Source organism: Methylocystis parvus OBBP, assembly GCF_027571405.1.
GTDB classification, from domain to species: Bacteria; Pseudomonadota; Alphaproteobacteria; order Rhizobiales; family Beijerinckiaceae; genus Methylocystis; species Methylocystis parva.
This window is the reverse complement of the sequence record NZ_CP092968.1, coordinates 1,720,393-1,733,656: the sequence shown is the minus strand read 5'-3', so window position 1 is coordinate 1,733,656 and position 13,264 is coordinate 1,720,393. Positions and strand designations below refer to the sequence as shown.

The following is a 13,264-nucleotide window of genomic DNA, read 5'->3' as shown; positions in this document are numbered from 1 at the left end:
TGTGTTCGCCCCAGTCTCCCGCAAGGGCAGGCCGCATATAGAAGAAGGAATCATTTGCGACAAGCGCCGTAACGTTTCGGTCTCCTGCCTGGGGTATCAAATCGACGGCGCGCGACCTCGCAGCGCTTGACCGCGAATGACGAGTGATAAATATTGAAATTCGTCACACGTCACGCCCGATCGGGCGCGGAGCGCCGTAGGGCCAGATGACCAAGGCTTTTTCTCCCGTCCGGGCGGCATGCGCCGCAATTCTCGCGGCGTCGCTCGCAAGTTGTGGAAAGAAGCAGCAGGATCAGACGGGCGACGCGACGCTCGACCGGCCGGTGCTCGTGTCGCAGGCGCGGCTCGCGGCCCAATCCCAGCCGCGCGACTTCGTGGCGACCATCCGCCCCCGGGTCGAATCGGACCTGGGTTTCCGCGTCGCGGGCAAGGTCGTGAAGCGATTCGTGCAGACAGGCCAGAAGGTCAAAGCCGGCGACCCGCTTGCGGCGCTCGACGAAAACGACCTGAAGCTCCAGAAGGAGCAGTCGGAAGCCGAGCTGTCGGCGGCGAGAATGGCTCTGGCCCAGACGCAGGGCGACGAAAAGCGGGCGCTCGCCTTGCGCAAGAACGGCTGGACGACGGACGCCGCCCTCGACCGCATCAAGGCGGCGGCCCAGGAGGCGCGCGGCCGTCAGCAGCGGGCCGAACGCGCATTGGAGCTCGCGCGCAATTCCCTCGATTACGCGACCCTCCGGGCGGATGGCGACGGCGTCGTCACCCAGACATTGGTGGAGCCCGGCCAGGTCGTGGCGGCCGGTCAGACCGCGATTCGCCTCGCCCATTCCGGGGAGCTGGAAGCGGCCGTGGCCCTGCCCGAGGACTATGCGTCGCTGGCCGACAAGGGCGATGCCACTTTGAAGCTGTGGTCGAACAAGGACAAAGTTTATCGGGCGAAGCTCAGGGAGCTCAGCCCCTCGGCGGATTCCGCGACGCGCACCTTCGCCGCGCGCTATTCCATTCTCGACCCCGACCCCGCCGTCGCGCTCGGCATGAGCGCCACGCTGAGCATCGCCGCGCCGGACGCGCAGCAGGTGATGAGCGTTCCGCTCTCCGCCCTTTACAACCAGGGAAGCGGACCGGCGGTCTGGAAGGTCGACGCCGACGGGCGCCTGCAACTCACCCCGGTGAAGCTCCTCCGCTACGACTCGGACGCCGCGCTCGTCTCCGGCGGGCTTTCGGCCGGCGACCGGATCGTCGTCCTCGGCGTCCACAAGCTCGAAGCCGGGCGCAAAGTGCGCGTAATGACGAGAGGCTGATTCTGATCCGTCCCGAATGCGGGGGAAAGAGCGCAAGATGATTTTGATGGCCGAGCGGCGCGCGCAGATGAATCGCAAGCTTCTTGCGGAAGGGGTCGTCCTGGCGGGGGCGACGGCCTTTGCGCTCGCCTTTCCGCCCGACCAATTCGCTCCCGTCACCGTCGCCGTTCTTCTCGTTCTCATCGCGGCGATTTACGTCGGCTTCGCGCTGGCGGACGGCGATCCCAAGGGCGTCGCGCCCCTTTGGCGTCCGCCGGCTTGCGCGGTCCATGACGGGCTCGTCGCGACATTCGCCGCCTTTCGTTTCGCCCTGTGAGGCGGGCTATGGGCTTCAACCTCTCCAAATGGTCCGTGTCGCGTCCGGCGCTGATGCTGTTCCTGATGCTGGCGATCGGCGTCGCCGGGGGGTGGTCCTATCTGCGGCTGGGGCGCGCCGAAGATCCGTCCTTCACGATCAAGGTCGCCAATATCACGGCCTCATGGCCGGGGGCGACGGCGAGCGAGATGCGCGACCAGGTCGCTGATCTCTACGAAAAGAAGCTGCAGACGCTTCCCTATCTCGACAAGATCGAGACCTACACAAAGCCGGGCTTCCTGGCGATGCAGGTCACTTTCAGGGACAACACGCCGCCGAGAGAAATTCCGCAGCTCTTCTATCAGCTCCGAAAGAAGCTCAACGACATCAAGGTCGATGTGCCGGCCGGCGTAAGGGGCCCGGCGATCAACGACGAATATGGCGATGTGGACGCGGTGTTGTACGCCATCACCGGCGACGGCGCGGATTATAACCTCCTCGACAAGGTCCAGGAGGCGCTGCGCCAACGGCTCATCGAGTCGCCCGACGTCATGAAGGTCGACGTCTATGGCGAACAGATGCGCCGCATCTATGTCGAATTCAGCGAAGCCAAGATCGCCAATCTCGGGGTCGAGCCGCAGGCGATCTTCGACTCCCTCGCCAAGCAGAACGCCGTCAATGACGCGGGCGTATTCGAAACGTCGTCCAATCGCATCCGCATCCAGGTGACCGAGGAACTCAAAGGCGCGGACGCCATCGCCTCGATCCCCATTCCGGCGAACGGCAAGGTGATCCGGCTCGGGGACGTCGCCACGGTCTATGCCGGCTTCGAGGATCCGCCTTCCTTTCTCATCCGCTATAAGGGCCAGCCGGCGATCGTCGTCGGCGCGGTCATGGCCAAGGGCGGCAACGTCTTCAATTTCGGCAAGTCCGTCGCGGCGGCCGTTGAGGAGATTCGCGCCAAGACGCCGATCGGAATCGACATCGACCAGATCGCCGATCAGCCGAAGGTCGTCGAGGAGGCGGTGGGGGAATTCACCCGCTCCTTCATCGAGGCTCTCATCATCGTTCTCGGCGTCAGCTTCGTATCGCTGGGCTTCCGCACCGGAGTCATCGTCGCGCTCTCCGTTCCGCTCGTCCTCGCCTTCGTCTTCATCTTCATGAACATTATGGGCGTCGACCTGCAGCGCATTTCGCTCGGCGCCCTCATCATCGCCCTGGGTCTGCTGGTCGACGACGCCATCATCGCCGTGGAGATGATGATGGTGAAGATGGAGCAGGGCTACGACCGCATCAAAGCCGCGACCTTCGCCTGGGACTCGACCGCGTTCCCGATGCTGACCGGAACGCTGATCACGGCGGCCGGCTTTTTGCCGGTCGGCTTCGCCAATTCGGCGGTCGGCGAATATACCGGCTCCATGTTCTGGGTGTTGCTCATCGCGCTCATCGCGTCCTGGTTCGTGGCGGTGATGTTCACGCCCCTGCTTGGCGTCAAGCTTCTGCCTGATTTCGGCAAGCTGCGTCCGCACCACGATCCTGACGAAATCTATCGAACGCCCTTCTACAAGCGGCTGCGGTCGGTCATCGCCTGGGCGGTGGACAACCGACTGCTCGTCATCGGCTCGACGGTCGGCGTGTTCGCGCTCGCCATTCTCGGCATGGTGGTCGTTCAGAAGCAGTTCTTTCCCTATGCGGAGCGGCTCGAGCTTTTCCTCCAGATGCGGCTTCCGGAAGGCTCGTCCATCGGCGCCTCGCTCGAGGCGGCCAAGCAGGCGGAGGCGCTGATCAGGAACGATCCCGACGCGGCCTTCTACACGACCTATGTCGGGCAGGGTCCGCCGCGCTTCTGGCTCGGCCTCAATCCGCAATTGCCGAACGAGGCCTATTCCGAAATCGTCGTTGTCTCGAAGGATGTCGAGGCGCGCGAACGGCTCAAGAAAAAGCTCGACGCCGCGATCGCCAATGGCGCCGTGCCGCAGGCCCGCGCCCGCGTCGATCGCTTCAGCTATGGTCCGCCCACCGGCTTCGCCGTGCAGTTTCGCGTCATTGGCGAGGACCCGCAAAAGGTGCGCGCCATCGCCTATAAGGTCCGCGAGGCGATGGCGACGGACGAAGGCGTCGACGACCCGCATCTCTCCTGGAACGAAATGACGCCGAGCGTGCGTCTCGTGATCGATCAGGATCGCGCCCGCCTGCTCGGGGTCACGCCGCAGGACATTTCAAACCGGCTGCGCATGGTGATCTCGGGCGTCGCCGTCACGACCTTGCGCGACGGGATCGACCAGATCGACGTCGTCGCGCGCGCGGTTCCGGGCGAGCGCGGCGATCTCAGCCGGCTCGGCGACATCGTCGTCTATTCGCGCGACGGCAAGCCCGTGACCGTGTCGCAGGTCGCCAAGATTTCCTACGAGCACGAGGAGCCGATCTTCTGGCGGCGCAACCGCGACATGACGATCACCGTCCGCTCCGGCGTCAAGGACGGCGTTCAGGCGCCGGACGTTTCGGCAAGGCTCTGGCTCAGGCTCGCGGAGATCCGCGAGCGGCTGCCGCCCGGCTATCGCATCGAAATGGGCGGCGCCATCGAAGAGTCGGCGAAGGGCAATAATTCCATCTTCGCGGTCTTTCCGATCGTCGGGCTCGTCATGCTGACAATCGTGATGTTTCAGCTCCAGGACTTCACCCGCGTGGCGCTCGTCATGATGAGCGCGCCGCTGGGACTCATCGGCGCCTCTCTTGCACTCAACGTCGCGCATGCGCCCTTCGGCTTTGTCGCGCTTTTGGGGCTCATCGCGCTTTCGGGCATGGACATGCGCAACTCAATCATTCTCGTCGATCAGGTGCGGCAGGATCTTGAAGCCGGCGACAGTTACCGCGAGGCGATCATCGGCGCGACGGTGCGCCGCGTGCGGCCGGTGGCGCTGACCGCGCTCGCCGCCATTCTCGCCATGATGCCGTTGTCCCGCTCCGCCTTTTGGGGCCCCATGGCGCTCACCATCATGGGCGGGCTCTTCGTGGCCACGTTCCTCACGGTGCTTTTCCTGCCGGCGCTTTACGCAACCTGGTTCCGCAAGCATCTCAACGAGGGCATGCCGGCGGCCGCGCCGCGTGAGTTGAGCATGGCGGGTCTCGCCGGGGAGGCCGCGGAATGAGCGTCGTCGCCGAAGCGGCCAGCGCGCGCGAAGCCGAACAGCGCTGCCGCATCGTCGCCACCGCGGAGCGTCTCTTCCGCGAAATCGGCTTCCAGAAGACGACAGTCGCCGACATTGCGCGCGCGCTGCGCATGTCTCCCGCCAATGTCTATCGTTTCTTCGGCTCCAAATCGGAAATCCATGTCGCGGTCGCCAGACAGTTGATGGGCGAGGTCGAGGCCGCGGCGCAACGGATCGCCGCCGGACCGGGGACGGCTTCCGAACGCTTGCGCGCGCTCGTGCGCTGCAACGAGGCGATGAACGCCGATCGCTATCTGGCCGATCGCAAGATGCACGAGATGGTGGAGGCGGCGCTCGACGAGCACTGGCCGATGATCGACGAACATATCGACCGCGTCGACGCCGTCGTTCAATTTCTGGTCGCTTCGGGCATGGAGAGCGGCGAGTTCGCGAAAGGCGATCCGGAGCTCGCCGCGAAACTCGTGCACACGGCGCTGATCCGCTTTTGCCACCCCCGCCTGATGGTCGAATGCGCCGACCGTCCGGAGCCGACGAGCGAGCAGATGATCGACTTCTGCCTTGCGGCTCTGCGCGCGGGCGTCTCCCGATAGCGTCCTCCCCGCCTCTCGCCCGTCCGAGCGGAGGGCTATACGACGCCCGCCGCGCCTGTGTAGTATGACCCTCCGGAAATAAAGCCGCGCGCCCGGGCGGCCGTAAGAAACAGCAGAGCGGTTATGAAGGTCACACTGGTCCAGATGAATTCGATTGGCGACAAGGCCGCCAATCTCGCCAACGCCAAAGCCCTGATCGAACGCGCCGTCGTCCAGGAAAATCCCGACTGGATCTGCCTCCCGGAAGTTTTCGACTTCATCGGCGGCTCCCGCGCCGAGAAAATGGCCGCGGCCGAGGAGTTGCCGGGCGGTCCCGCTTATGAGCTGTGCAGGACGCTGGCCCGGGAGCATAAGGTCTTCATCCACGCCGGCTCGATTCTCGAGAAAATCCCGGGCGAGGAGCGGCTCCACAACACCAGCGTCGCCTTCAACCGCGACGGCGAGGAAGTGGCGCGCTACCGCAAAATCCACATGTTCGACATCACGGCTCCGGACGGCGCCAAATATCACGAAAGCGCCGCCTTCAAGCCGGGCGACGAAGTCGTGACCTATGATTGCGAGGGCGTCACCGTCGGCTGCGCAATCTGTTACGATCTGCGCTTCTCGTATCTTTTCCAGGCGCTCGCCGAAAAGGGCGCGGACATTGTCGCGCTGCCGGCGGCTTTCACGCTCGTCACCGGCAAGGATCACTGGGAGGTGCTGTGCCGCGCGCGCGCCATAGAGATGCAGGCCTATCTCTGCGCCCCGGCGCAGACCGGCGCCCACAAGGCGGGCCACGAAACCCGCTTCACCTTCGGCAATTCGCTGATCGCCGATCCCTGGGGCCATGTGGTCGCCAAGGCGTCCGACGGGCCGGGTTTGGTTTCCTCCTATGTGGACGTCGACCGAATCCGCAAAGTGCGCGCCATGATTCCGGTGGCGCAGCACAAAGTGAAGCTGGCGGTTTGAGCGAAAACTGACGCCATGATATTGCTGCGGCGCGGCATCGTCACATATGTGACCAAGCGGCGCCACGGCCTTGCATCTCTATGATTTTATGATTACTATGTGCCCGGTAAGCTGTTTTGCTTGCGATCAATAATCAGTTTTGTCGCGTTACTCGAAAGTTTGAGGGACAGCGCGCCCATGCAAATCGTCAACATCGCGACAAACGCTCATCCCCGTGTTCATTCCGCATGGTAAGAAAGAACGCGCCTGGAAACACTTTGACGCGCGCCGCCTTGCGGGAGGCCGTTTATGGCTGCTGCCCGACTTTGTCGCGCGCGGAGGCCCGCAAAATTCTCGACGCCACTTTCGACGAAATCAGCGAAGCTTTGCTGCGCGGCGAGGCCGTCAAGCTTCGTTCCTTCGGCACCTTCAATGTCCGCTCCAAGCGCGAGCGTATCGGCCGCAATCCGAAGACCGGCGTCGAAGCCACAATTACGCCGCGTCGCGTGCTCACTTTCAAAGCGTCTCCCGTCCTCGTTGCGCATGTGAATGGCGACGCCGTCATCCCCGTAGAGGATGATTGAGAAGCCGCGCCGACCGTGCATAGGTGAGAGGGGAGACTGATCGCGCCCGCGTCCATTCGCGGGCGGCCTCATCCTTCAAAGGGTTTAAGATGCGGAAACTGAGCGCGGCCGTCGCCGCCTTCGCCGTCCTTGCCGCGCTGATCGGCGCGCATAAGGCGGATACGGATCTGTTCGTCCTCGCCGTCGCCGCGGGCCTCTGCGCCGTCACCACCTGGCGCGGCCTCGACATGTCGAGCTTCATGAAGATCTTCGCGGCGATCTTCTCGACGGAGACGATCGTCTTCGGCTCCACGCGGCTGCTCCAGACGGAGGGATTTTGGCCGCAGGCGCTGGAGGGCTTCGCCCCGCCCGAAAGCATGTCGGTCACGGTCGCGGTTTTTTCGGTCATCGTCTACGCCGTCTCGCGCATTCCCGTCGTGCAGGAGATGACGCGGATCGCGGATCTCTATTTCGACACGTCGGATCGCGGCGAAGCGCGGGTCTGGCCGTTTCCGCGCTTCGCCGCGCGGGAAAGCGCCATCGCGGTCGCGATGATCGTCGTGCTGGTGCTCATCAATCAGGGCCAGGTCGGCATTTCCGTCCGGCTCTCTTTCTTCAACCGCGACTGGTTCAACGCGATCCAGGAGAAAAACGCCGGCGAGTTCTGGCGTCAGCTTCTTTACGTCTTCACGCCCTGGGCCTTCGTCTATGTCACGACCGCGGTCGTGGAATATGTGCTGAAATCGATGCTCACCATTCGCTGGCGGCGCTGGCTCACCGAGCATTATGTGCGGCGCTGGCTCGGTTCGCACACGCATTACAACATGGCGCTCGCCGGCGGAGACGCGGACAACCCCGATCAGCGCATCGCCGAGGACGTGAACCGTTTCATCGACGGCGGCGAGGAAGGATATGGGATCTACTCCTATTCGATCCTGCTGATCTCGACGATGAGTTCGCTCGTCTCCTTCTCCTTCGTCCTGTGGGAGCTCTCTGGCAATTACGCGCTGCCGGGCACGAATATCTATATCCCCGGCTTTCTGTTCTGGGTCGCGTTGATCTACGCCTCCCTCGGCACGGTCGTGACGCATCTCATCGGCCGGTCGCTGACGAGATTGTTCTTCGAGCAGCAGAAGCGCGAGGCCGATTTCCGCTTTTCGCTCGCGCGTCTGCGCGAATATAGCGAGCAGATCGCGCTGCTCTCGGGCGAGGATGAGGAGCAGGCGTGGCTGCTGCGGCGTTTCCAGCGCGTCTTCGCCAACTATCTGTCGATCGTGCGCAAGCGCAAGGAGCTGATGGGCTTCACCGCCGCCTATGGGCAGCTCTCGCCGATCATTCCCTATCTGATCACGGCGCCCTTCTACTTCGCCGGCAAAATCCAGCTCGGCGTGATGACGCAGACGGCGAGCGCCTTCGGCCGCGTCGAGGGCGCGCTGACCTTCTTCATCAATTACTACACCTTCCTGGCGAGCTTCAAAGCCGTGCTCGACCGGCTGAGCTCTTTCGACCGCGCGATCGACGCGGCGGGAGCGCAGCGGCAAAGCGTGCAGGCGATCTCGCGCGGCGCGGCCAGCGCGTTGACGCTGCGCGACGTCATGCTCTCTCTGCCCGACGGCAGACGCATCGTTTCCGTCGATCAGCTCGCTTTCGAGGCGGGTCAGTCGGCGCTGCTGACCGGTCCCTCCGGCTCGGGCAAGTCGACGCTTTTCCGCGCCATCGCCGGCATCTGGCCGCATGTGACCGGAAACATCGCTATGCCGCAGGGCGCGAGCGTCATGCTCGCGCCGCAGCGTCCCTATATCCCGCTCGGCGCGCTCGCGCAGGCCGTGGTCTATCCCGGCAATGTCGACGACTATTCGCGCGCGGACATTGAGGAGGCGCTGCGCGCCGCGCGGCTTGCGGCCTTCGTCGAGAGGCTGGACGAGGAAAATAATTGGGGTCAGCGCCTCTCCGGCGGCGAGCAGCAGCGCGTCGCCATCGCCCGCGCCCTTCTCGCCAAGCCGGACTGGCTCTTCCTCGACGAGGCCACTTCCGCCCTCGACGAGAAGCTCGAAGGCGACATCTACGCCATGCTGCGCGAGCGTTTGCCGGAAGCGACGATCGTCTCCATCGGCCATCGCTCGACCCTCCATGCCTATCATGATCGCCAGATCGTCATGGAGGCGGGCGCCGACGGTCTCTTCGCGCCGCGCGACAAGGTGCTGGCTTAAGAGAAGAGACGATGATCGGCTTGCGTCGCTGTCATTCCCGAACCGCCGAAAGCCCGGATCGGGAAATCCAGAGCGGCCGCTCCTTATCTGTGATAGTAGCTCTGGCTTCCCGGTCGCTTTGCCTCCGGGAATGACGGCGGAGCGGCGTGAAGATGGCGGAAGGCAAGACGGGATCGGGGCGCGAAGGCGGACGTTCGCTCAAGACGCGGGTGAAGACCGCGCGCAAGCGTTCGCTTTCTTCGACGCTTTGGCTCGAACGCCAGCTCAACGACCCCTATGTCGCGCGCGCCAAGCGCGAGGGCTATCGCTCGCGCGCGGCCTATAAGCTCATCGAGATGGACGACCGCCACCATCTCCTCAAACCGGGCGGCCGCATCATCGATCTCGGCGCGGCGCCCGGCGGCTGGTCGCAGATCGCGGCCGATCGGGTGAAGGCGAAGGACGGCAGGGGCAGGGTCGTCGGCGTCGATCTTCTCGACATGGAGGCGATACCCGGCGTCACATTCGCGGTGAAAGACTTCAACGACGAAGACGCGCCGGATTTCATCAAAGCCATGCTCGGCGGCGAGGCGGACGGCGTGATGTCCGACATGGCGGCGAACGCCACGGGCCACAAGCAGACCGACCATTTGCGCATCGTCGCGCTCGCCGAGCTTGCGGCGGAATTCGCGATGGACGTGCTGGCGCCCGGCGGCTTCTTCGTCGCCAAGGTCTTGCAGGGCGGCACGGAAGGGCAATTGCTCACGCGCCTCAAGCGCGATTTTACGACCGTGCGCCATGTGAAACCCGCCGCAAGCCGCGCGGATTCGGCGGAGCTCTACGTGCTGGCGACGGGCTTTCGCGGAAGGCGCGATCACGAAGGGTAGCGATTTCAGGCGCCCTTGCACCCTCCTCTCGAAGGGAGGGTAGGTTACACGCCTTGTCTTGCGGCTTTGCGTCCGGTGAGTTCATCTCCCGCATCCGCCGACAGATCGACAAACGCCAGCGCCGACGCCCCCGAGACCGCCGCGACGACGAAGAAGGCCGGCGCGAAATCCTGCGCCTGCAACATGCCGCCGCCATGCGTCGCGCGCGCCCATTCCAGCGCCGCCGCGCCGATGGCGACGCCGGCCGAGAGCGACAATTGCTGGCCGACGGCGGCGAAGCTCGTGGCGTTGCTCATCGAGGATTCGGGAATGTCCGCATAGGCGATGGCGTTGAGCGCGGTGAACTGCAGCGAGCGGAAGAAACCGCCGACGAGCAGCGCCGCCATGATGGCCGCATGCGGGGTCGCCGCGGTGAAGAAACCGTTGGCGACGAGAAAGCATGTGGAGATGAGCGCATTGACGATCAGCACGCGCCTAAAGCCGAAGCGCTTCAATATTGGCTGCGCCGTCGTCTTCATCACCATGGCGCCGGCGGTCGCGACGAAAGTGAGCAGCCCCGATTCATAGGCGCTGAGCCCGAAGCCCACTTGCAGAAGCAGCGGAAGCAGGAAGGGAATCGCGCCGAGGCCGACGCGAAAGAGAAAGCCGCCGACGATCGCGGCGCGAAAAGTCGGGATGCGCAGCAAAGCGAGATCGAGGATCGGATGTTCGGCGCGGCGCGCATGCGCAATGTAGGCCGCGATGGCCGCCGCGCCCAAGGCGATGATCGCCGCGACGATCCATGGCGGCGCAAAGCCGCGGCCGAGGATGGTGAAGCCGAACATCGTGAAGGACAGGCCGACGCCCGACAGCGCCGCGCCGGCGACGTCGAGCGGGCGCGGATGCTCGCCATAGAGCTGGGGAATGAAGCGCCCGGTCAGTCCGGCGCCGAGAAGTCCGATCGGCACATTGATCCAGAAAATGTAGCGCCAGTCGAAAAAGGTGACGAGAAAGCCGCCGAGCGGCGGGCCGATGAGCGGCCCGATCAGGGCCGGAACAGTGAGCCAGGCCAGCGCCCGCACGAGCTGGTGACGCGGCGCGGTGCGTAACAGAACGAGCCGGCCCACCGGCACCATCATGGCCCCGCCCATTCCCTGCACGACGCGCGCCGCGACGATCGCCGCGAGCGAATCCGAAAAGCCGCACAATATCGAGCCGAAGGTGAAGACGGCGATCGCCGATCGAAGCACGCGCCGCGCGCCGAATCTGTCCGCGACCCAGCCGGAGAGCGGAATGAAGACCGCTAGGGAGAGAAGGTAGGAAGTGAGCGCCAGTTTGAGCGCCACGGGGTCTTCGCGCATATCCGCCGCCATCGCTGGCAGCGCCGTCGCCAGCACCGTGCCGTCGAGCTGCTCCATGAAGAGGGCGGTGGCGATGATGAGGGGCGTGACGAAGGAGAAGGGCAAACGTTTCTCTTCCGTCATTGCGAGCCTAGCGAAGCAATCCGGAGCGGCGTCGCGATTCCGGATCGCTTCGTCGCATTTTCTCGAAGTCGGGTATGCCCGACTTCGCATATGCTCCTCGCAATGACGTTCGTCACGCTCATATCAGCTTCAGCCCCTTGAAGCTCGATTGCCCGTTTCTCCCGACAATCAGATGATCGTGCACCGCAATGCCGAAAGGCTGAGCGATGGCGATGATGTCCTTCGTCATGCGGATGTCGGCCTGCGAGGGGGTCGGGTCGCCGGAGGGGTGGTTATGGGCGAGTATCAGCGCGCTCGCGCCGAGCTCCAATGCGCGGCGCACCACTTCGCGCGGATAGACCGGCGTGTGATCGACCGTGCCGACGCCCTGCACCTCGTCGGCGATGAGGGCGTTGCGCTTGTCCAGGAAGAGGATGCGAAATTCCTCGCGTTCGGCGTAGGCCATCGCGGTGCGGCAGTAATCGGTCACGGCGGAGAAGGAGGAGAGCACTTTGCGCTTCTCCAGGGCGCCGCGCGCGAGTCGCCGCGCGGCCGCTTCGGTCACCTTGAATTCGATGATCGCGCTTTCGGGCAGACCGGCCACTTCCTGGAGCCGCTCGGGCCGCGCCGCGAGCGCTTCCGCGAAGGAGCCGAAGCGTTCGATCAGCGACTTTGCGAGCGGCTTGACGTCGCGCCGGGGAATGACGCGAAAGAGCAGAAGCTCCATCAGCTCATAATCCGCAAGCGCGTTCTCGCCGGCCTCCATGAAGCGGTCGCGCAGACGCTGGCGGTGGCCGTGATAATGCGGAGCCTGCGCCTCGCCCAGGCCCGGCGCGGCCGCGCCGGAGCCGGCGTCGCCTTTTGGCGGCGTCATGCGGCGGCGCTGGCGGAGCCCGATGGATTGTCCAGACCTTTGGGCGAGAGCGTGAAAATCTCGACGCCCGTTTCGGTGACGCCAATGGAATGCTCGAATTGCGCCGAGAGCGAGCGGTCGCGCGTCACCGCCGTCCAGCCGTCCGAAAGTATTTTGACCTGCGGCCGCCCCAGATTGATCATCGGTTCGACGGTGAAGAACATGCCGGGGCGCAACTCCACGCCCTGTCCCTTGACGCCGTAATGCAGGATGTTCGGCTCGTCGTGGAAGACGCGGCCGAGCCCGTGCCCGCAAAAGTCGCGGACGACCGAGCAGCGCTCGCCCTCCGCATATAGCTGGATCGCCGCGCCGATATCGCCCGTCGCGCCGCCGGGCTTCACGGCGGCGATGCCGCGCATGAGCGACTCATATGTCACGTCGATAAGCCGCTGCGCCTTGCGCGGTATGTCGCCGACGCCGAACATTCGGCTGGCGTCGCCGTGCCAGCCGTCGACGATGAAGGTCACGTCGACATTGACGATGTCGCCGTCGCGAAGCGCCTTGTTGTCGGGCATGCCATGGCACACGACATGGTTGATCGAGGTGCAGATGGACTTGCGATAACCGCGATAATCGAGCGGCGCGGGATAGGCCCCGTTGGCGATGGCGAAGTCGAAGACGAGGTCGTCGAGCTGTTGAGTCGTCACGCCCGGCTTCACATGCGGGACGAGCATGTCGAGCGCCTCCGCCGTGAGACGGCCGGCCTTGCGCATGCCTTCGAAATCCTTCGGCCCATGCAGCTTGATTTGCCCGCTTTTACGGCCGGCGGGGGCGATGTCGGACTCGATGAAGGTCATACGCGCTCGTTCTGTCTCGGGATCGACGGGATTACCGGCAAGGTAGTGATTTGCGCCGGCAAAGCAAGGACAACGAAACGGGGCGGCCAATGGCCGCGTCCTCCTTTCGGCGCGAGATTTGTATAGTGGGAGCCGCGGCAGCAAAGCGGGCGCGTAAAAAGCCCTTCACAAAGAAATCGAGCGAACGCCAGCC

At 64.5% G+C, this 13,264-nt stretch carries 11 protein-coding genes; 8 read left to right on the top strand and 3 right to left on the bottom strand.

Features of this window, described 5'->3' with window-relative positions:
* Window positions 1-206: 206 nt before the first annotated feature.
* The 8 genes from MMG94_RS08460 (at window position 207) to MMG94_RS08425 (ending at window position 9,919) form a co-directional block, all read left to right on the top strand.
* Window positions 207-1,298, top strand: a complete 1,092-nt coding sequence (locus MMG94_RS08460; RefSeq protein ID WP_016919442.1) for an efflux RND transporter periplasmic adaptor subunit — start codon at window positions 207-209, stop codon at window positions 1,296-1,298.
* 37 nt (window positions 1,299-1,335) lie between these two features.
* Window positions 1,336-1,614: a hypothetical protein gene (locus MMG94_RS08455; protein ID WP_154419917.1), complete on the top strand. Its 279-nt coding sequence runs from the start codon at window positions 1,336-1,338 to the stop codon at window positions 1,612-1,614.
* Window positions 1,615-1,622: 8 nt separating this feature from the next.
* Window positions 1,623-4,742, top strand: a complete 3,120-nt coding sequence (locus MMG94_RS08450; RefSeq protein ID WP_016919440.1) for an efflux RND transporter permease subunit — start codon at window positions 1,623-1,625, stop codon at window positions 4,740-4,742.
* On the top strand, window positions 4,739-5,353 hold the full coding sequence (locus MMG94_RS08445; RefSeq protein ID WP_016919439.1) for a TetR/AcrR family transcriptional regulator: 615 nt from the start codon (window positions 4,739-4,741) through the stop codon (window positions 5,351-5,353). Before MMG94_RS08450 ends, MMG94_RS08445 begins: the two co-directional genes overlap by 4 nt.
* A gap of 123 nt (window positions 5,354-5,476) precedes the next feature.
* A complete protein-coding gene (locus tag MMG94_RS08440) occupies window positions 5,477-6,301 on the top strand; it encodes a carbon-nitrogen hydrolase family protein (protein WP_016919438.1) in 825 nt (274 codons plus the stop codon).
* A 227-nt stretch (window positions 6,302-6,528) separates the two neighbouring features.
* Complete coding sequence (locus tag MMG94_RS08435; RefSeq protein WP_016919437.1) at window positions 6,529-6,864, top strand: integration host factor subunit alpha; 336 nt, start codon at window positions 6,529-6,531, stop codon at window positions 6,862-6,864.
* Window positions 6,865-6,953: 89 nt separating this feature from the next.
* Complete coding sequence (locus MMG94_RS08430; RefSeq protein ID WP_016919436.1) at window positions 6,954-9,053, top strand: ABC transporter ATP-binding protein/permease; 2,100 nt, start codon at window positions 6,954-6,956, stop codon at window positions 9,051-9,053.
* A gap of 152 nt (window positions 9,054-9,205) precedes the next feature.
* A complete protein-coding gene (locus MMG94_RS08425; RefSeq protein WP_016919435.1) occupies window positions 9,206-9,919 on the top strand; it encodes an RlmE family RNA methyltransferase in 714 nt (237 codons plus the stop codon).
* Window positions 9,920-9,963: 44 nt separating this feature from the next.
* On the opposite strand, the gene MMG94_RS08420 is transcribed toward MMG94_RS08425, so the two are convergent.
* From MMG94_RS08420 to map, 3 genes are all read right to left on the bottom strand, one after another.
* The gene (locus MMG94_RS08420) at window positions 9,964-11,382 is read right to left on the bottom strand and encodes an MFS transporter (RefSeq protein WP_016919434.1); all 1,419 of its coding nucleotides are present in this window, start codon (window positions 11,380-11,382) and stop codon (window positions 9,964-9,966) included.
* Between the two features lie 118 nt (window positions 11,383-11,500).
* On the bottom strand, window positions 11,501-12,235 hold the full coding sequence (gene radC, locus MMG94_RS08415; RefSeq protein ID WP_016919433.1) for a RadC family protein: 735 nt from the start codon (window positions 12,233-12,235) through the stop codon (window positions 11,501-11,503).
* Window positions 12,232-13,071: a type I methionyl aminopeptidase gene (map, locus tag MMG94_RS08410; RefSeq protein ID WP_016919432.1), complete on the bottom strand. Its 840-nt coding sequence runs from the start codon at window positions 13,069-13,071 to the stop codon at window positions 12,232-12,234. Before map ends, radC begins: the two co-directional genes overlap by 4 nt.
* Window positions 13,072-13,264 lie beyond the last annotated feature (193 nt).

Coding starts and splice junctions, on each gene's coding strand:
- MMG94_RS08460 (WP_016919442.1), top strand. CDS start 207: ATGACCAAGGCTTTTTCTCCCGTCCGGGCGGCATGCGCCGCAATTCTC.
- MMG94_RS08455 (WP_154419917.1), top strand. CDS start 1,336: ATGATTTTGATGGCCGAGCGGCGCGCGCAGATGAATCGCAAGCTTCTT.
- MMG94_RS08450 (WP_016919440.1), top strand. CDS start 1,623: ATGGGCTTCAACCTCTCCAAATGGTCCGTGTCGCGTCCGGCGCTGATG.
- MMG94_RS08445 (WP_016919439.1), top strand. CDS start 4,739: ATGAGCGTCGTCGCCGAAGCGGCCAGCGCGCGCGAAGCCGAACAGCGC.
- MMG94_RS08440 (WP_016919438.1), top strand. CDS start 5,477: ATGAAGGTCACACTGGTCCAGATGAATTCGATTGGCGACAAGGCCGCC.
- MMG94_RS08435 (WP_016919437.1), top strand. CDS start 6,529: ATGGTAAGAAAGAACGCGCCTGGAAACACTTTGACGCGCGCCGCCTTG.
- MMG94_RS08430 (WP_016919436.1), top strand. CDS start 6,954: ATGCGGAAACTGAGCGCGGCCGTCGCCGCCTTCGCCGTCCTTGCCGCG.
- MMG94_RS08425 (WP_016919435.1), top strand. CDS start 9,206: ATGGCGGAAGGCAAGACGGGATCGGGGCGCGAAGGCGGACGTTCGCTC.
- MMG94_RS08420 (WP_016919434.1), bottom strand. CDS start 11,382: ATGACGGAAGAGAAACGTTTGCCCTTCTCCTTCGTCACGCCCCTCATC.
- radC (WP_016919433.1), bottom strand. CDS start 12,235: ATGACGCCGCCAAAAGGCGACGCCGGCTCCGGCGCGGCCGCGCCGGGC.
- map (WP_016919432.1), bottom strand. CDS start 13,071: ATGACCTTCATCGAGTCCGACATCGCCCCCGCCGGCCGTAAAAGCGGG.